This is a genomic window from Caballeronia sp. ATUFL_F2_KS9A (assembly GCF_023630765.1).
GTDB classification, from domain to species: Bacteria; Pseudomonadota; Gammaproteobacteria; order Burkholderiales; family Burkholderiaceae; genus Caballeronia; species Caballeronia zhejiangensis.
Genome location: NZ_JALQEK010000032.1, coordinates 343,543 through 361,644 on the forward strand (window position 1 = coordinate 343,543; position 18,102 = coordinate 361,644).

The 18,102-nt window shown below is 63.3% G+C and carries 21 protein-coding genes; 7 read left to right on the forward strand and 14 right to left on the reverse strand.

What is annotated here, in order from left to right:
- Positions 1-8: 8 nt before the first annotated feature.
- The 5 genes from NCS67_RS22355 to NCS67_RS22375 all read right to left on the reverse strand — a co-directional run bounded on the left by NCS67_RS22355 (position 9) and on the right by NCS67_RS22375 (position 5,736).
- Positions 9-896, reverse strand: coding sequence for a dihydrodipicolinate synthase family protein (locus NCS67_RS22355; protein WP_008348245.1), 888 nt, complete (start codon positions 894-896; stop codon positions 9-11).
- Between the two features lie 85 nt (positions 897-981).
- A complete protein-coding gene (locus tag NCS67_RS22360; RefSeq protein ID WP_250436629.1) occupies positions 982-1,863 on the reverse strand; it encodes a glycine betaine ABC transporter substrate-binding protein in 882 nt (293 codons plus the stop codon).
- Between the two features lie 55 nt (positions 1,864-1,918).
- Complete coding sequence (locus tag NCS67_RS22365) at positions 1,919-2,806, reverse strand: ABC transporter permease (protein ID WP_250436632.1); 888 nt, start codon at positions 2,804-2,806, stop codon at positions 1,919-1,921.
- On the reverse strand, positions 2,803-4,089 hold the full coding sequence (locus tag NCS67_RS22370) for a quaternary amine ABC transporter ATP-binding protein (RefSeq protein WP_250436634.1): 1,287 nt from the start codon (positions 4,087-4,089) through the stop codon (positions 2,803-2,805). Before NCS67_RS22370 ends, NCS67_RS22365 begins: the two co-directional genes overlap by 4 nt.
- Before the next feature lie 354 nt (positions 4,090-4,443).
- The gene (locus NCS67_RS22375; protein ID WP_250436636.1) at positions 4,444-5,736 is read right to left on the reverse strand and encodes an NRAMP family divalent metal transporter; all 1,293 of its coding nucleotides are present in this window, start codon (positions 5,734-5,736) and stop codon (positions 4,444-4,446) included.
- A 233-nt stretch (positions 5,737-5,969) separates the two neighbouring features.
- On the opposite strand from NCS67_RS22375, the gene NCS67_RS22380 reads away from it, so the two are divergent.
- On the forward strand, positions 5,970-6,173 hold the full coding sequence (locus NCS67_RS22380; RefSeq protein ID WP_008348254.1) for a cold-shock protein: 204 nt from the start codon (positions 5,970-5,972) through the stop codon (positions 6,171-6,173).
- Positions 6,174-6,367: 194 nt separating this feature from the next.
- The gene (locus tag NCS67_RS22385; protein WP_008348256.1) at positions 6,368-6,586 is read left to right on the forward strand and encodes a hypothetical protein; all 219 of its coding nucleotides are present in this window, start codon (positions 6,368-6,370) and stop codon (positions 6,584-6,586) included.
- A gap of 91 nt (positions 6,587-6,677) precedes the next feature.
- Here NCS67_RS22385 and NCS67_RS22390 read toward each other — a convergent pair whose 3' ends face one another.
- From NCS67_RS22390 to NCS67_RS22405, 4 genes are all read right to left on the reverse strand, one after another.
- On the reverse strand, positions 6,678-7,094 hold the full coding sequence (locus NCS67_RS22390; RefSeq protein ID WP_008348258.1) for an organic hydroperoxide resistance protein: 417 nt from the start codon (positions 7,092-7,094) through the stop codon (positions 6,678-6,680).
- Between the two features lie 36 nt (positions 7,095-7,130).
- Positions 7,131-7,403: a hypothetical protein gene (locus NCS67_RS22395; RefSeq protein ID WP_008348260.1), complete on the reverse strand. Its 273-nt coding sequence runs from the start codon at positions 7,401-7,403 to the stop codon at positions 7,131-7,133.
- 35 nt (positions 7,404-7,438) lie between these two features.
- The gene (locus NCS67_RS22400) at positions 7,439-7,657 is read right to left on the reverse strand and encodes a DUF4148 domain-containing protein (RefSeq protein ID WP_250436639.1); all 219 of its coding nucleotides are present in this window, start codon (positions 7,655-7,657) and stop codon (positions 7,439-7,441) included.
- A 207-nt stretch (positions 7,658-7,864) separates the two neighbouring features.
- Complete coding sequence (locus NCS67_RS22405; protein ID WP_008348264.1) at positions 7,865-8,404, reverse strand: thioredoxin family protein; 540 nt, start codon at positions 8,402-8,404, stop codon at positions 7,865-7,867.
- Between the two features lie 250 nt (positions 8,405-8,654).
- Between NCS67_RS22405 and NCS67_RS22410 the strand changes: the two genes are divergently transcribed.
- The 4 genes from NCS67_RS22410 to NCS67_RS22425 all read left to right on the forward strand — a co-directional run bounded on the left by NCS67_RS22410 (position 8,655) and on the right by NCS67_RS22425 (position 12,998).
- Positions 8,655-8,798: a hypothetical protein gene (locus NCS67_RS22410; RefSeq protein WP_167561844.1), complete on the forward strand. Its 144-nt coding sequence runs from the start codon at positions 8,655-8,657 to the stop codon at positions 8,796-8,798.
- Positions 8,785-9,528 carry a response regulator gene (locus NCS67_RS22415; protein WP_250436641.1) on the forward strand — a complete coding sequence of 248 codons (744 nt, stop codon included), beginning with the start codon at positions 8,785-8,787 and terminating at the stop codon, positions 9,526-9,528. The genes NCS67_RS22410 and NCS67_RS22415 overlap by 14 nt, the downstream gene beginning before the upstream one ends.
- Positions 9,525-10,856 (forward strand): ATP-binding protein, encoded by a 1,332-nt coding sequence (locus NCS67_RS22420; RefSeq protein ID WP_175981026.1) that lies wholly within the window; start codon positions 9,525-9,527, stop codon positions 10,854-10,856. Before NCS67_RS22415 ends, NCS67_RS22420 begins: the two co-directional genes overlap by 4 nt.
- A gap of 147 nt (positions 10,857-11,003) precedes the next feature.
- The gene (locus NCS67_RS22425) at positions 11,004-12,998 is read left to right on the forward strand and encodes a glycoside hydrolase family 28 protein (RefSeq protein ID WP_250436645.1); all 1,995 of its coding nucleotides are present in this window, start codon (positions 11,004-11,006) and stop codon (positions 12,996-12,998) included.
- Here the strand turns inward: NCS67_RS22425 and NCS67_RS22430 are convergent.
- Genes NCS67_RS22430 through NCS67_RS22450 form a run of 5 tightly spaced genes read right to left on the reverse strand, consistent with a single transcriptional unit; the run spans position 12,982 to position 16,974 of the window.
- Positions 12,982-13,752, reverse strand: coding sequence for a glycosyltransferase family 2 protein (locus NCS67_RS22430; protein WP_250436649.1), 771 nt, complete (start codon positions 13,750-13,752; stop codon positions 12,982-12,984). The two genes, NCS67_RS22425 and NCS67_RS22430, sit on opposite strands and share 17 nt — an antisense overlap.
- A gap of 58 nt (positions 13,753-13,810) precedes the next feature.
- Complete coding sequence (locus NCS67_RS22435; RefSeq protein ID WP_250436653.1) at positions 13,811-14,620, reverse strand: lysophospholipid acyltransferase family protein; 810 nt, start codon at positions 14,618-14,620, stop codon at positions 13,811-13,813.
- Positions 14,621-14,642: 22 nt separating this feature from the next.
- Positions 14,643-15,971: an NAD(P)/FAD-dependent oxidoreductase gene (locus NCS67_RS22440; protein WP_250436656.1), complete on the reverse strand. Its 1,329-nt coding sequence runs from the start codon at positions 15,969-15,971 to the stop codon at positions 14,643-14,645.
- Between the two features lie 21 nt (positions 15,972-15,992).
- The gene (gene fabG, locus NCS67_RS22445; RefSeq protein WP_175981033.1) at positions 15,993-16,709 is read right to left on the reverse strand and encodes a 3-oxoacyl-ACP reductase FabG; all 717 of its coding nucleotides are present in this window, start codon (positions 16,707-16,709) and stop codon (positions 15,993-15,995) included.
- Positions 16,710-16,713: 4 nt separating this feature from the next.
- Positions 16,714-16,974: a phosphopantetheine-binding protein gene (locus NCS67_RS22450; RefSeq protein ID WP_008348277.1), complete on the reverse strand. Its 261-nt coding sequence runs from the start codon at positions 16,972-16,974 to the stop codon at positions 16,714-16,716.
- 454 nt (positions 16,975-17,428) lie between these two features.
- On the opposite strand from NCS67_RS22450, the gene NCS67_RS22455 reads away from it, so the two are divergent.
- On the forward strand, positions 17,429-18,082 hold the full coding sequence (locus NCS67_RS22455; RefSeq protein ID WP_250436659.1) for a COG4648 family protein: 654 nt from the start codon (positions 17,429-17,431) through the stop codon (positions 18,080-18,082).
- Positions 18,083-18,102: the final 20 nt, after the last annotated feature.

Sequence of the window (18,102 nt, forward strand, 5' to 3'; positions counted from 1 at the left end):
GTATCGCGTTACTGAGCGTTGCGCAGCAAGGGTTGAACGAGCCTCGCGAAGGCGCTGCGTTCTTTGTCGTTCAACGTGCCGAGCGGCGCACGCGCGATGCCGACTTTCGTGCCCGCGAGCTCGCAGCCATAGCGCACGTACTGGATGAACTTGCCGCTGCGCTCCAGCAATTCGAGCACCGGAAGCAACTGCGTCATCAGCTTGCGGCCGGTGCTGAAATCCCCGCGTTTAACGCACGCTTCGAGCAAATCCGTATGCGCTTCCGGCAGAAAGTTCGACGCGCCCGCGACCCAGCTACGCGCGCCCCATGCGAAGAATTCGAGCGCCTGATCGTCCATGCCGCAACTGAGAACGAAGCGCTCCGGCAGTTGCGTGGCCAGATGATGCAGATGCGCGATGTCGCCCGTGCTCTCTTTCATCGCGGCGAAGTTCGGGCGTTGCAGCAGCTTGTCGAGCACTTCATCGCCAATGGCCGTGCCGGTGCGCGCCGGAAAGTTGTAGAGCATGATCGGCATGTCGAGCGCGTCGTCGACCTTCAGCAAGTGATCGAGCAGCTCGTCTTGCGTCGGCTGCACGTAGTAAGGCGCCGCGACCAGCAATGCGTCGTAGCCCGCGCGCTTCGCTTCGTTACCGAGACGCACGACTTCCTTCGTCGTCGTCGCGTTGATGCCAGCGGTGAGATAGGTCTTGCCGCCGACCGCCGACGCTACCGTCTCGAGCGTCTTCACACGCTCTTCGAAACTGAGCGCATAGTATTCGCCGGTCGTGCCGCCGACGCCCATGCCCGTAACGCGGCCAACGAGACTCTGAGCATGCTTGCCGAGCATGTCGTGATCGATTTCGCCGTCGGCCTTGAACGGGGTGACGAGCGGTGTATGTACGCCTTCGAAGCTCATGTTTGTCTCTCTGATGGATGGATCGTGCGAAGTCATGCGCGGCACACGTCGGACGAGCGCTTTGCAAGCGTCCTGCAATACGCCTTCACTGTGTCAGCCACGCGTTGACCTTGTCCGGATGCGCGTCGACGAATTTCTTCGCGGCCGTCGCGTAGTCGTTGGTCGAATTGCCTTCGAATTCGATCGATTCCACGTCCGCGAGCGTCAGCTTGAAATGCTTGAAGAACACGTCTGCGCGGGGGAACTTGCCCGCGAACTGCTTCGAGGCGAATGCATGGACCTGCTCTTCGCCGCCGAGCGTGCCCTTCGGGTCCTTCAGATAGCGCATCTGCCACTTCTGGAACAACCAGTGCGGGCTCCAAACGGTCGCGACGATCCATTGCTTCGATCCGTATGCGCGCTGGATTGCCGCGAGCATGCCGGCCTCGCTCGCCGATTGCAGCTTGTAGCCCGACAGGTCATACGCCTTGATGGTTTTCTCCGACGCCTGCATGAGACCGCCACCCGGCTCGATGCCCTGGATCACGCCGTTGAGCTGCTTCTGCACTTCAGGCTTCTTCAGATCCTCGATCGAAGAAACCTGCGACTCGGGCACATACGCGGGCACCGCCCAGCCGTTCTTGCCGCCCGTATAGATGATGCCGACGTCGTCGAGCGTGTCCTTGTAGCGCGCGACATACTGACCGTGCGTCACCGGCAGCCAGCCGCCGACCATGATGTCGAGATCGCCGCGCGATACGCCCTGATACTGGATGCCGATATCCGCCTGAACGAATTGCACCGGCTGCTGAAGCTTCGTCTCCAGCACGTACTTCGCGACATTGGCGACCGCGAGCACGTCGGCCCAGTTCGTGACCGCCACTTTGATCGGCTCGGCGGACGTCGCCGGGCTCGCGCCGACCCCGAACGCCACAATGGCCGGCGTCACTATCTTGACGATCAAGGATTTGATCAGGTTGTTTTTCATTACGGACTCCGTATCTTTCATAGCATTGTGGTTGAGTAATCGATGCTCGTATCGCTCAGGTCTGCGCGTTCGCTTGCGCCGCGGCGGGCTTCGCCGGCGTGGAGATGACCTTCTTCTTTTTCTTCGCTTTCACGCCGAAGCTTTCCGTCAGGCGATCGAGAATGATCGCGAGCAGCACCACGCCGAGACCGCCCTCGAAACCGATGCCGATATCGAGCCGCTGAATGCCGCTCAGCACGTACTCGCCAAGGCCGCCCGCGCCGATCATCGAAGCGACCACCACCATCGACAGCGCCATCATGATCGTCTGGTTCACGCCCGCCATGATCGAAGGCAGCGCGTTGGGCAACTGAATTTTCCAGAGCAGTTGCGCATCGGTGCTGCCGAACGAGCGGCCGGCTTCGAGCAATTCCTCGCGCACCTGGCGGATGCCGAGCGTCGTCAATCGAACGACGGGCGGCATCGCGAACACGATCGTGGCGATCACCGCGGGCACGCGGCCGAGGCCGAAGAGAATGACCGCGGGAATGAGATACACGAACGCGGGCATCGTCTGCATGAAGTCGAGCAGCGAACGCAGCACGACTTCGACACGCCTGTTGCGCGCGCCCCAGATGCCGAGCGGCACGCCGATCACGAGACTGAAGAACGTCGCCGCGACAACGAGCGCGAGCGTCGATACCGTCTGCGCCCACAGGCCCATGTAGTTGATGACATAGAGCGCCGCGCCGACGAACACCGCGAACACGACGCCCTTTCTCCACAGCGCGAGCGCCGTGAGGATCACGAGCATCGCGATGAACGGCACCGCGCCGAGACCGTCTTCGAGGAGCTTGATGACCGCGCCAAGAGCAGCCGAGAAGGCATCGAAGCCGCCGCGAAAGTGCGAGAAAAGGAAGTTGACCGCGTCTTCGGCGAATCGTCCAAAAATCGAGGAATTCATGCTGCTCTCCGCTCCATGACCTGCTTGAGAATCGTGCGGCAGGACACCACGCCCGCGAGCCTGCCTTGTTCATCCGTGACCGGCACGTCGTGCTCCTGCCCCAGTGCAATGGATGCGAGCTGATGCAGATCGGCTGTCAGCGGAACCGCCGCGACATCGCGAAGCAATGCATCGCTGATCGGCCGCTTGCCGCTCTTGTGCAGCGATGCAGGCGTCACGCAACCCTGATAGCGCCCTGCTTCATCGCAAACGTATCCGCACTCCGCGCCGCTGTCGATGAGGCTGTTCAGATAGCGCTCGGAAGGCGCGCTGGTATTGCACGCGATGAGACCGCGCTCGACCTTCGTCATCAGGCTCGATGCTTCGAGGAAGCGCGACACGTCGACGTTGCGGAAGAAATCGCGCACGTAGGCGTCGGCGGGTGACTGGATGAGTTCTGCCGGCGTGCCCACCTGAATCAGACGGCCGTCCTTCATGATGCCGATGCGCCCGCCGATCTTCACCGCTTCCTCGATGTCGTGCGAAATGAAGACGATCGTGCGCCGCTCTTCCTTCTGCAAACGCAACAACTCGTTCTGCATTTCGAAGCGGATGAGCGGATCGAGCGCGGAAAACGCTTCGTCCATCAAGAGCACCGAGGGATTCACCGCCAGCGCGCGCGCGAGACCCACGCGCTGCTGCATGCCGCCCGACAACTCGCTCGGCAGCAGCTTCTCGTAAGAAGCGAGACCGACGCGCGTCAATGCGGCGCGTGCGATGTCATAACGTTCCGATTTTTTCTTGCCCGCGACTTCGAGCCCGTAAGCAATGTTGTCGATGACCGAGCGGTTCGGCAGCAGCGCGAAAGACTGGAACACCATCGCCATTTTTTCGCGGCGCACGGCGCGCAGTTCGGGCGTGCTCATCGGCGCGATGTCGCGGCCTTCGAGAATCACTTGCCCCGAAGTCGGCTCGATCAGGCGATTGAGCAGACGCACGAGCGTCGATTTTCCGGAACCGGAGAGGCCCATGATGACGAAGATCTCGCCCGCGTTGACGGCAAGGCTGACATCGTCGACGGCGACCATATTGCCTGTCTGCGCGAAGATTTCGTTTCGGCCGAGGCCTTGTTTCAAGAGCTCCTGGGCGCGCTCGGGCTTCGCGCCGAAAATCTTCGAAAGGTTCTTGACCGTGAGAATCTCGGTCGTGGATGCCGCGACAGGACGCGCCGGCGATACGGTGCCGGACTGCGCGGAAGCCGTGCTCGTGACTTCGTTCGGTGCGAGCGTCAGGTTGGGAATCATCGGGTCATTCCACCTAGCAGGTTCAAAAAGGAGTTTGTCGCTGCCGGAAACAACCCGGCGTTCTTTGCGTTGAATGAAGCGTACATGGCCAATTTCGATCATCCACCGACATTTTCTGAGCCCTTTTCGATACTTCTGGTAATGCATGTGCCCGTCGCATTCGATGCCTGAAAAAAACGGAACGCAGCGTGAATGCCGTAGAGCCAGCACGGGCGCGGCTTTGCAGGCGACGGGCGCGCGCGTGGCCGCCGTTTGCCGCGAGACCGCTCGAAAGCGACGCTAGGGAATGCCCCTAAGCGACGCCCTTCGCATGACTTTTTCGGATGGTAGGGGCGGAGATTTACGCGAATGCCGTCACTGCACTTCGAGTATGAAGTGGGCGATCACCGCCGCCGCGGTCGCTATCGTGGCGAGCCAACTCAGCGCGCGAAGCGCCCAATGCGCGGCGAGGTCGCCCACGGCTTCGCGCTTCGAACTGAGCAGCACGAGCAGCACGAGGACCGGCGTCACGGTCATGCCGTTGACCACCGCGCTCCAGTAGAGCGCGCGCACCGGGTCGACGTGATAGTGCGTGAGGACCACTGCTGCGATCGTGCCGAGCGCGATCGTGGCGACGAGCACATACGCGATCCGCCGGTCTCGCCGTTCGCCGCGTTTCCAGCGGAACGAACTGGCTACGGCCTGAGCCGCCGAGCCCGCGAGCGGCGGCAGCGCCAGCAAGGCCGATCCGAGAAGCGCAAGTGCGAGAACCTGCCGCGCGTAACCGTGCGCGAGCGGCTCGAGTACACGCGACATCGAGACCGTATCGCCGACGGATGCATGGTCGAGCAGATGGAGCGTCGCGGCCGCGGCGATCATCACGCAGATCGCAACCGCGTTCGAGCACGCCGTTCGCCAGAGCGTGTCGCGACGCACGCCGCGCATCGTCCGCTCCAACGCTTCTCCACGATCGCCGCGCTCTCGTGCGTCGCGGACCTCCTGCTCCGCTTGCGCAAACATCAAGTAAGGGCTGACGGTCGTGCCGAGCACCGCGATCAGCATCGACATGTAGCCCTCCGTCCACTCGACGCGTGGAATCACCGAGCGGATGGCAACCAGTCGCCACGGCACGTCGACGAGCAGGATCACGCCGACGTACGCGAACATCGCGAGCGTCAGCCACTTGAGGACGCGCGCGTATCGCGCATAAGCGACGCTCCATTGCAACACGAGCGAAGCGCATCCCGAAGCAAGCGTGAGCCACAGGAGCGAACCGCCGACGAGCGAACTCAGCGCGATGCCCATGGCGAGAACATCGACCGCGATATTGAACGTGTTGGCGATCACGAAACGCGCGACCGCAAAGTAGAAGAACAGCCGCGAATAGTGTTCGCGCATGTTCGTCGTCAGGCCTCGTCGCGTGATGGCGGCGACGCGAGCGGCGATCAATTGAAGCGCGACGGTCGACGGGTACGTGAGCACGCACACCCACAATAGGTCGAATCCGTACCACGCGCCGGCGAGCGTATAGGTGGCGAGGCCGCTCGGATCGTTATCCGATGCAATCGTGACGAGGCCCGGTCCGACGTCCGCCGCCCATGAGTGCGCGGGCCGCGCGGCGCCGGACATGCGGCCGTCGAGCGCCGTCTTCTTCTGACGAAAACGCATGTGCCAACTCGATGACGAGATGCACACGCGATGCACGAATCGTTCCGCTCGCCTTCGCTTCGAAACGAATAGTTGACCATTTCTCTTGGAATTGGCATAATGGTCGTTGAAGTACAAGAAGTCGATTGCTGCTCATCAATAGTCCGATTTTCCCCGGTATTCGTTGTCCATTCCCCTCCTTGCCGCTTCATCCCGCTCGATCGAGCAACTTATCTATTCATTTCAGGATTTTTATGGACACCGGTACGGTTAAATGGTTTAACGACACCAAGGGTTTTGGCTTCATCAGCCCGGATAATGGCGGCGACGATCTTTTCGCGCACTTCTCGGAAATTCGTTCGGACGGTTTCAAGACGCTGGCCGAAGGCCAGAAGGTCAGCTTCGAAACGAAGCGCGGCCCGAAGGGCATGCAGGCTTCGAACATCAAGCCGCTGTAAATCTGCCGCTGTAGCGCTGTAGATCCGCATCACGCCGGGAACCGCAACGCCGGTTCCCGCGCTCTTGTTGTCCGCCTCCGTTTCCCGCCTTTTCTCTCCCAGGCTCTGACAGCCTTTCGACGATCGCGTTATCAGCGCGCATCGCTCCTGCGCTTTCGGCATCTGGCCGCAAAGCATTTACATCTAAAACTAAAATGACATCACTCAATCACTACCGTGGTTATACGGTGCACGCGTCCGCGCATCGGCTCCGCGACAAGACGTTTTCAGCCAATCTGATGCTCGAGCGTTCGAGCGAACATCCGACGGATGCGCAGTATCGCTTCTACTCGCTCGACTACTTCGCGAAGGAAAGCGAGGCGGTCGAATTCTCGCGCCGATGGGCGCGCGAATGGATCGACACGCGAGGCTGACAGCCGCAACGATTCGGCCCGTGTCGGCCCAGTGCTTTCGATTGATCGATCAAGCACCGGTCGACCGGACCGCATCGCGTGGATGAACGCGTCAGACCACCGTGATCGTCACATCGATATTGCTCTTCAGCGCCTTCGAGTACGGACACGTTTGATGCGCCATCTGCGCGATCTCTTGCGCCACCGCGCGCTCGATTCCCGGCAGGCTCACGTTCAGGCGCGCACGCAGCAGATACGCATCGCCGTTCATGCCGAGGTCCACTTCCGCATCGACGGCGGTGTCGGCCGGCAGGCGCGTCTTCAGCTTCGCCGCGGCCTTGCCCATCGCGCCGATGAAACACGCCGACCAGCCCGCCGCGAGCATCTGCTCGGGATTGGTGCCCGCGCCGGCCGATCCGGGCGGCGAGAGTTTGACGTCGAGACGGCCGTCGGTACTCTTCGCATGGCCTTCGCGGCCTCCGACGACGCGCGTTTTGCCCGTGTACAGGACGGTGTCGATCTGGGTCATGATGCGTTCCTCTTTGAATTCGAAAAGTTGACTGGCTTAGTGATGCGCGAAGAGCCGGGCGACGTCGTTCGTGGCCACGCCGCGCGCGCCCGATTGCGAAACCGTGTCGCTCATGCCGCCGTATGCCTGCATCGGCGCGGCGGCGCTTTCGCTGGCGATGGTCTGCGCGCTCACGCCGCGCTGCGACGAAGGCGCGCCGGCAAGCGGATCGTAGTGCGGCGCGGGGCCGTAGCCGCTGCTGGCGAAGGCGGAACCGGCGGCGACGGCGCTGACGGCGATGACTGCGGCGGTGACGAATTGCTTGATCATGATTCGAACCTCGTTTGCGTGATTCAGGAAATGGATTAGCTGCCTTGATAGAGACTGCGCAACGCCGCGATCTCGCCATCGCGTTGTGCCTGTGCCAGCTCGGCCTTCACTTCGGCGCGCGTCTTGCCGGCATACGCGTGGTTCGCGACGGCCTGTTGGGTCTGCACGTTCAGCGGCACGTTCTTCACGGCGGCGTGAGCAACACCGGTCATGGCGCCGGCGACGAGAGCGAAAGCAACGATCGTGGATTTCATGGTGTTTCTCCTTGAATGCTGATGATTCGGTCGGTTGAGTGAGTTACGGCGATCGGGCATCGCGGGTGTCGGTCTTGGGTGTCACTCGTGAGCCGTCGTTGTGTGTATTTGAAGGCCCGCACGTATCTGGCTTGTGTCGGCGATGCGGGTCTTGTGCAATGTTTTGTATCGCGCACGTTGCAGATACATTGCGATACAGAACCCCGCCTAGCGCTCGGCCAGCAGCTTGCCGATCGCAGCTTCGGTCTGCGCGTAATCGCCTTCGCCGAAATGCGTGTAGGCCACGCGCCCGTGCTTGTCGATCAGATAGAACGCCGGCCAGTACTGATTGCCGTACGCGGCCCACGTCGCGTAGCGGTTATCCAGCGCGACGGGATACGTGATCCCGTTGCGTTCGATCGCGCGCTTGACGTTGTTCGTATCGCGCTCGAACGGAAACTCGGGCGTATGCACGCCGACGACCACGAGTCCTTTGTCCTTGTACTTCTGATTCCACGATTTCACGGCCGGCAGCGTGTTGAGGCAATTGCCGCACGCGAAGGTCCAGAAATCGACGAGCACGACCTTGCCGCGCAATTGCGCGAGCGAGAGCGGCTCGCTGTTGATCCACTTGTCGATGCCGGCGAATTCCGGCGCGACGTTGTCGCTCGTGTGAGCGCTTGCGGGTGCGGCGGCCTGCGCGGGCGCGATGGCCGCACACGCGGCGATTCCGGCGCACACGGCGGCGTTTCTGATGGCGTCGAGCATGACAAAGTCCTCTTGAATGCGGTGAATATCGGAGCGGCGTGAGATGGCTGGTGAGATCGCCACATCGCTCCGGCAGGCCGACGTTCGCATCGGCATGACCGCATTGGACTGCGCGCGCGTATCCCGCTTGTGTCGGATAAAGGCGCGCTGCGCAATGTTATGTATCGCGCGACATGCGGGATACACTGCGATACAAAACGTCCGCCGAAGCGCGCTATAACCCAGTCATCGCAATCGGCGGGAGCTTCGAATGAAACGCATGCTGGCGGTCTTCGCCTTTCTCATCGGCGGGATCGCGACGGAAATGGCCCATCCGGTTCAGTGTCTGCTGGTCAGCCCGAGCCGGATGCAACTCAAGCGTCAACGACAACGATCCATCGATGGAAACCACTGATCACGTTTTGATCGTCGACGACGATCGCGGCATCCGCGAACTGCTCGCCGAATACCTCGAAAAAAACGGAATGCGTGTATCGCTCGCCGCGAACGGCCGGCAGATGCGCGCCGTGCTGGAGCAGCAAGGCGCGCCGGATCTGATCGTGCTCGATCTGATGCTGCCCGGCGAGGATGGCCTCGTGCTGTGCCGCGAGCTGCGCGCGGGCAAGTTCCGCCATGTGCCGGTGCTGATGCTCACCGCGCGCAACGAGGAAGCCGACCGCATTCTCGGCCTCGAAATGGGCGCCGACGATTACCTTCCCAAGCCCTTCGCCGTGCGCGAATTGCTCGCGCGCATCAACTCCGTATTGCGCCGCACGCGCATGCTGCCGCCGGGCATGGAAGTCACCGAAACCTCGCAGATGCTGGGATTCGGCGACTGGCGTCTCGACACGACCGCGCGCCATCTCCTCGACGCGGAAGGCACGATGGTCGCGCTCTCGGGCGCGGAATACCGTCTGCTGCGCGTGTTTCTCGACAATGCCCAGCGCGTGCTCACGCGCGATCAGTTGCTGAACCTGACGCAAGGCCGCCAGGCCGATGCATTCGATCGCTCCATCGATCTGCTCGTGTCGCGCTTGCGTCAACGGCTGCGCGACACCGCGCGCGAGCCGCGTTACATCAAGACCTTGCGCAGCGAAGGCTACGTCTTCTCCGCCGAAGTCAAACCGGTCGAGTCTTCTCAATGAGCACCGTTTCCTCCAGTTCACCGCTGCACTGGCCGCGCACGCTGTTCGCGCGCCTCGCGCTGATACTCGTCGTCGGGCTCGCGCTCGCCCAGACATTCTCGTTTCTTCTGACCATGCGCGAGCGCGACGAATCGATGACCAACATGATGGTCGGTTACGTCGAGCGCGAGGTCGCGAGCTCGGTCGCGCTGCTCGATCATCTGCCGCCGGAGGAGCGTGCGCAGTGGCTGCCGCGTCTCGCGCGTCGCAGCTACGAGTTCATCCTCGGACCGGGTGATCAGACCGGCGCGAAGCCGGATGCAGAGTTGTCGGAACGCTTCGCGAACTCGATCGGCGCGGGCATCGCCAATCGTTATCCGATGACGGTCAATGCCGTTCCCGGTCCCAGGGAGCGTTTTCAGGTGCATCTGAAGCTGTCGGATGGCTCGCCGCTCACCATCGACATGCGTCCGGTCGCCGGCATGCCGATGTCCGGCTGGCTCCCGCTCGTGCTGACGTTGCAGTTGATCGTGCTCGGCGCGTGCTGCTGGCTCGCGGTGCGCCTCGCAACCGGCCCGCTCAAGCGCCTCGCCAAAGCCGCCGATACGCTCGGCCCGGATCTCAAGGCCGAGCGTCTGCCGGAATCGGGACCGGAGGAAGTCGCGCGCGCCGCCAAAGCGTTCAACGCGATGCAGGACCGCGTTTCGATGTACATGGCCCAACGCATGCAGATCCTCGCGGCGATCACGCACGATTTGCAGACGCCGATCACGCGTATGCGGCTGCGCGTCGACGTGATGGACGACGAATCGACCGGCGCGAAGCTGCAGCAGGATCTGAAGGAGATGGAATCGCTCGTGAAGGAAGGCGTGACCTACGCGCGCACGCTGCACGGCACGAACGAAGCGCCGCGCCGCATCGATGCCGACGCGCTCATCGAAACCATGGTCGACGATTATCTCGATGCAGGACAATCGGTGAGGTTGTCGGGCAACATCGGCGGTGCACTGATGGCGCCGCCGCAGGCCTTGAAGCGCGTTATCGGCAATCTCGTCGATAACGCGATCAAGTATGCCGGCGAGGCGGAAATCGAAGTCTCGACGCGCGACGACGGACGCGCCGTCATCTCCGTGCTCGATCGCGGGCCGGGCATTCCGGAAGAATCGCTGGACGCGGTGTTCGAGCCCTTCGTGCGGCTCGAAGATTCGCGCAACCGGCAAACGGGCGGCACCGGACTGGGGCTCGCGATCGCGCGCCAGCTCACGCTCGCGATGGATGCGTCGCTCACGCTGCATCATCGGGAAGGCGGCGGGCTAGAAGCGCGGCTCGCGCTCAAGAAGACCGCTTGAGACATTTTTTCCGATCCATCACATACGACGTCTTATATTTCCTTACGCGTTTGCACCGAGTTGACGCGTCTCCTGCGTGTTGGATAACGTTTGCCTTGTACGCAAACTGATACGACATCCGATAAATAAACGATCAGGAGACGATCGATGAAGCACCCACAAAACCGCGCGCGCCGCGCGTTCGTGAAGTTCGCGGGGCTGTCGGCGGGCGCCCCGCTGCTCGGCGCGATGAGCACATTCGGCGCGCTCGCCGGTTGCGGCGGCCACGACGACTCCGATTCCGCCTCCGGCTCGCCGACGCCGCCCGCCGCGCAAGACCCGATCTGGGGCCCGTCCGGCTCCGCGACGCAGATCGTCAACGCGCTGCAGAGCGTCTCGACGTCGATGTTTCCGAGCCGCCAGTTCCTCGTCACCGATTACGGCGCGAAAACGTGCGCGGTCGTCGCGGCGGCGAATCCATACACCGATCCGGCGAAGTCGCCATTGAGCACCGGCGCGGACCAGACCCACGCGCCCGGCTCCTTCGATTCGCGCCCCGCGTTTCTCGCGGCCATCGCGGCCTGCAACGCGGCGGGCGGCGGACACGTCGTCGTGCCGTCGGGAACGTGGTATTGCGCGGGACCGATCGTGCTGCTGTCGAACGTCGACTTTCATCTGTCCGCGAACTGCACGATCTACTTCAGCCCGAATCCCGCCGACTACGCGAAGGATGGCCCGGTCGATTGCGGCGCGAACGGCAAGCTCTACTACAGCCGCTGGCAGGCGAACGACTGCCTCAACTACGGCCCGCCGGTCTACGCGCGCAATCAGACGAACATCGCGGTGACGGGCGAAGGCGACAGCTCCGTGCTCAACGGCCAGGCGATGACGCCATTCGCCGGCAGCGGCAACACCGCGACGTGCTGGTGGACGTGGAAGGGCAATAGCGGCGTCTACGGCTGCGTGAATTCGTCGACGCCATCGCAGGCATCGGTCAATGCGAACAACGTCGACCTGAAGACCGCCGTGCCCGGCATCGCCGATGCGCTCTACACCAAGCTCACCGATCCGGCCACGCCGTGGCAGCAGGACCAGAACTATCTGCCGGCGCTATCGGAAGCGGGCGTCGCCATCGAAAAGCGCATCTTCGGCATCGGCCATTATCTGCGGCCGTGCATGGTGGAATTCATCGGCTGCACGAACGTGCTGATGGAAAGCTATCGCACGAACAACACGCCGTTCTGGCAGCATCATCCGACCGATTGCCGCAACGTCGTGATGCGCAGCGTGACGGTGGACAGCATCGGCCCGAACAATGACGGCTTCGATCCCGACGCCTGCGACACGGTCCTCTGCGAGAACGTGACGTTCAACACCGGCGACGACTGCATCGCGATCAAGTCGGGCAAGGATCTCGACACGCAGTACGGCCCGGCGCAGAACCACGTCATCCAGAACTGCACGATGAACAGCGGCCACGGCGGCATCACGCTCGGCAGCGAAATGGGCGGCGGCGTGCAGAAAATCTACGCGCGCAACCTGCAGATGCTCAACAAGTTCTGGGCGACGAATTCGCTGAACATCGCGATCCGCATCAAGACGAACATGAATCGCGGCGGCTTCGTGAAGGACTTTTACGTCGACAACGTGACGCTGCCCAACGGCGTGAGCCTCACGCCTTCCGGTTACGGCAGCAGTCTGCTCGCGGGCAGCCCGATCAACGCGACGGTGCCGCTCGGCGTGGCGACGGCGACGGCGGCGAATCCATCGGCGGCGCAGGGCGGCATCATCACGTTCGATTGCGACTATCAGCCGTCGAAAGATGCGATCCGCACGCGGCCCGCGCTCGTGCAGAACGTGAACATCTCGAACCTGAAGGCGAGCAACGTGTCGCTGAACGGCGTGAGCGGATCGTGTTTTCAGGCAATCGTCGCGCAAGGCCCGGTCGCGTTCGATTACAACGGCCCCGCGCCGACGCCCGCGATTCCGGCGATCACCGGCGTCACGATCACGGATTGCGATTTCGGCACACCGGTCGCGGCCGGACCCGCAACGGCGACGACGCCCGGCCCGATCTACGCGTACAACGTTCACGACATCGTGCTTGCGAACACGCTGATCGCGGGCGTCGCGATGAACTCGACGGTCAGCGACGCGCGCTGAAACGACGCCACGCAAGCCAGGGCAGGCGCGCGAGGAAGCCGAGGAAAAGCCGCATGTGCATCCACGTCAGCAGCGCGTTGTCGCGGCCGTAGTGGAAGTGCGAGACGCCGCCTTCCTCGGCCGTGAAGTAGCGCACGGGCGCGTCGATGTTGATCGGGCGCACGCCGCGCCAGCACAGGCGCACGACCGCTTCCGGATCGAAGTCGAAGCGGCGCATGAAAGTCTGCGTATGCATGAGCGCGGCGAGCGGCGCGATCGGATAGACGCGAAAGCCGTAGAGCGAATCGCCGATGCCCATCCACAGCGTTTCGAGATTCGCCCAGCCGTTCGAGATGCGCCGTCCCTGCACGCGCAGTTGCGGCGCGCTCGCATCGAATTTCGGGCGGCCGAGGATCATCGCATCGGGCGCCTTCATCGACGTTTCCATGAACGTGCGGATCAGCGCGGCGGGATGTTGTCCGTCCGAGTCCATCGTGAGGACGTGCGTGAAGCCGAGCTTCGCCGCTTCGTCGATGCCCGCGAGAATTGCCGCGCCCTTGCCGCGATTCTGTGGCAGCACGATCACGCGCAGCCCGTCGTCGGCTTCGGCCATTTTGACGAGGCGTTCGGCGCTGCCGTCGGTACTGCCGTCGACGACCACCCACACCGGATTCCACTGCTCGCGCGCCCCGCGCACGGTTTCATCGACTTTCTCGCCGGGGTTGTAGCTCGGAATGAGGACGAAGTGCGTGGACGATGCGCGTGTGGAAGGCATTGCAAAAAAAAGCGGAATGAGTTGCGACGAATTTTAAAGTCTGCCGATGCCGATGCTTTCAGTCGCGGATGCGATGCGCGTCGAGTTCGCCCGCATAAAAGCGCTGCAATTCGGCGATGAACGCCTGCAGCGCAGCGTGATCGCGTCCCGGCGGCGCGAAGCGGCGGCCGAGCGTCACGCGATAGGTGATCGGCAGCGCGGGCTTCCTGAAGATCTGCCAGCCCTTGCCGAGAAAACCGGAATCCGTTTCGATAATCAACGTCTGGACCGGCGCCTGCGCGCGCGCCGCGATCAGCGCGATGCCGCCCTTCAGCGGATTCACCGCCGCGCTTTCGGTGCGCGTGCCTTCGGGAAAAAGCAACAGCGGACTGCCACGCTGCAGTTCGGCGACGGCGGCGCGAATCAGCCCGACGGGCGTATCGTTGACGATATAACCCGCGAGCAGCGCGCCCGGCCCGAGAAACACGTTGCCGGCGACATCGCCCTTCATGACGCAGCAGGTGTCGGGCACGCGCGACGCGATCAGCAGCGCATCGAGCAGGCACGGATGATTCGGCGCGAGGATCATCGCGGGCTGGCCCGCGAGCGCGTCGAGTCCGGAGAGATCGAAGCGGCATACGCCGAGCGTGCGCAGCAGCACGAAATAGCCGTGCCACACGCGCTGCACGACGGCTCGTCCGACGCGCCGGCCCGCATCGACGCTCAATACGCGGCGCAGAATCCACGCGAACGGAAACCACGCGAGACAGACGAGCGCGAGCACGACGAGCGCGAAATAGAACGCCACGCATTGCCATGCGGATTCGAGCGCGCCGGCAAGCGAACCCTTGCCGTCCGCCGCGCCGAATTTCCGATGAGCGTCACTCATCGCGCCACCCGATCGAGCATCATCAATTGGCCGATAGCTCCGCGCGTTGCGCATCGCGCAGATTGCGGCGGCGCTGACGATACGCGCGCAGCGAATTGCGCCAGTCGAGCGCGGCCGCGATGTAATAGATGCCCTTGAATGCGCGCAGCGAAGGCCAGATCGGCGTCGAGCCGAAGATATCGCCCGCGAGCAGCGACAGCAGCGCTTCCTTCATGCGCAGCGGATTTCTCGGGCCCATGAAGAGATTGCGCATCGTCGGCGAGGTCATGCGATAGATGAACCACGAGAACTCGCGCGGACCGTGACGCACGTCGCAGTCGAACTTCGCGAGCGCGGCTTGCGCGTTCGCGGGATTCGTCAGCGCGGCGTCGATCGCATCCGCGCCCGCGAACGCGCTCTGCATCGCAAGCATCACGCCGGACGAGAACACCGGATCGATGAACGCGAACGCATCGCCGAGCAAGAGGAAGTTGCGTCCGTGCGTCATGTCGCCGGTGTACGAGTAGTTGCCGGTCGCGTGGACTTCGCTGATCAGTTCGGCATCCTTCAGGCGCGCGGCGAGCGGCGGGCACATCGCGATGGTCTCGCGAAAGAACGTCTCGACCGACGTGCCCTTCGGACGCTGCTTCAGATACGCAGGCCACACGACCGCGCCGACGCTCGTCGCGCCGTCCGCGAGCGGAATGAACCAGAACCAGCCGTGCTCGAACCAGAACACGGTGATGTTGCCTTCGTTTTCGCCTTCGTTGCGGCGCGCGTTGCGGAAATGGCCGTACAGCGCCGACGAGTTGTGCCGTTCGTTGCGGCGCTTCGTCTTGAAGTGATTCGCGAGCAGCGTGTCGCGCCCCGAAGCATCGACGACGAAACGCGCCCGCACGTGCTCGATGCGGCCATCGTCGTGTTCGGCGTCGATCGTCGCGCTCGAACCATCCGGCGCGAACGCGACATCGCGCGCGCGGCAGCCTTCGCTCACCTGCGCGCCGTGCTTCGCGGCGTTGCGCAAGAGGATGTCGTCGAGCTCGGAGCGGCGCACCTGATACGCGCTCGGCATCGACTTGTCCCACGCATCGGCGAAAAGGAAACGCTGCATGCGATTGTCGTGCTGCGGCGATACGAACTCGGCCGCGAGCTTGACCATGCCGATGGCGCGCACGTCATCCGCGATGCCGAGCTTTTCGAACAGCCGCAAGTTCGCCGGCAACAGCGATTCGCCGATATGAAAACGCGGATGCCGCGCCTTCTCCAGCACGCGCACGCGATAGCCGCGGTCCGCGAGCAGAGTCGCGGCGGTCGATCCGGCCGGTCCGCCGCCGATCACGACGACATCCCAGGTTTGCGTCGTTTCACTCATCTGCGTCCCTCGGTGTGCTGTTCAGGCGATCCCGCCGTTGATCGACAGGACCTGCCCGGTGACATAAGCCGCCGCATCCGACACCAGATACGCGACCATGCCCGCGATTTCTTCCGCCGTGCCCGCGCGCTGCGCCGGCACCAGTTGCTTGATGCGCTCGGGCGGAAAGGCGCTGCCGAGCATCGGCGAATCGATGACGCCGGGCGCCACCGCGTTCACGGTGATGCCGCGCGACGCGAGTTCCTGCGCCAGCGCACGCGTCGCGCCGATCAGCCCGGCCTTCGCGGCGGCATAGTTCACCTGCCCGCGATTGCCCATTAAACCCGACAGCGACGACATGTTGACGATGCGTCCCCAGCGCGTGCGGATCATCGGCATCAGAAGCGGCTGCGTGACGTTGAAAAAACCGTCGAGCGTGACGTCGAGCACGCGTTTCCATTGCTCACGCGTCATGCCGGCCATCGGCGCGTCGTCGTGGATGCCCGCGTTGTTCACGAGAATCTGCACCGGGCCGTCCGCGAGGATGCGCGCGAGCGCGGCGTCGGTGGCGTCGGGATCGGTCACGTCGAAACCGATGGCATGCGCCGTGCCGCCCGCCGCGCGAATGGCTTGCACGCAGCTTTCAGCACGCTCGATGCCGCCGTTCGCGTGAATCCAGACTTCGTGTCCGGCCGCGCCGAGCGACCGGCCGATGGCTTGTCCGATCGCGCCGCTGCCGCCTGTCACGAGCGCGCGCATGGCCTTATCGCGTGCGATGCGCGGCGACGTGCGCCGCGAGCGCGCCGAGGCTCGCGAAAATCTTCTGATTGTCCGGATTGTCCGAGCGCAGTTCGAAGCCGTACTTCTTCGAGATCAGGAGCGCGATCTCCAGAATATCGATGGAATCGAGCCCGAAACCTTCTTCATACAACCGCGTATCGGCCGAGACGGCCTTGGGATCGACGTCCTCGAGATTCAGTTCGGCGACGATCAGCTCGGCGAGCTCTCTTTCCAGTTCATTCATCGTGTGTACAGGCCAGCGCAGGGAGGCGCCAAGGGCGGCTCGGAAAACGTGCGCCCCGCTTATCCGCACGTCGTCGGCTGCCTGTTATCGAGATAATTGCAGTGGCGAAATTCTAGACGATGCCCCTTGGGACGCCTAGTAGGAAAGGTAACTGGCCGCATGGCATCCGGCACCGGTGTAATTTTGAGAAAAATCAGGGAGTTCGCCGCGTGACGGGACCCCTGCGTCGGTAGGTTAAAATTCGCGCGTCTGACGAATGTAAGATCATCGAACAATCGGTTACAGACCGCCCGCGCACCGGCGCGGGAAAATGATCGTCAGGCGGGCGACTGCCGAGTTTTCTTCAACAACCGAGCGTTCACTAAAGAGCGCCGCAGCCGCATCCCATGTTGCGTACCTTTTTTCATCGACCAGCGGTTTTCGAGCGCCCGTCGCGTCCCGCGGGAGCGCGCCGATGAACGCCACCCGCTTTCTGCGCGCGGCGGGCGTCGTTGCCGCGATCGTCGCGTATCAGCTTGGCGCGCACCATGCCGCGTCCACGCCCGGCGCGCACGGACTCGGCCTCGCGCTCGTGCTCGCACCCCTTTTGTTGATCGCGCTGAACGCCGCCGTGCGCTCGAACGCGCGCGCGTGGCTCTTGCCGCTCTGGGCGCTCGGCTGCATGGCGCTTTGGCTCGCGCGTGCGCCGCTCACCGCGCATTTCGGCTGGGGGCTGTGGATCGAACACACGAGCTTCAATCTCGCGCTCGCGTGGATGTTCGGCCGCACGCTCGGACCGGGCCGCGAGCCGCTCTGCACGCAGTTCGCGACGATGGTCCACGGCAAGCTGGAGCCGCGCGTCGCGGGCTACACGCGGCGTGTCACCTTGGCATGGACGCTCTTCTTCGTCGCGACCGCGTTCGTATCGACGACGCTGTTCGCGTTCGCATCGATCGTCACGTGGTCCACGTTCGCCAACTATCTCGCGCTGCCGCTCGTCGGGCTCATGTTCGTCGCCGAATACGCGTGCCGGCGCATCGCGCTGCCGGACATGGAGCCGTCGAGCATCATGGACGCCGTTCGCGCCTACGCGCGTTCGATGCAGATGCGTCGCAGCGGAGCGCAGTGATGCCGTCGAATTCATCGCAC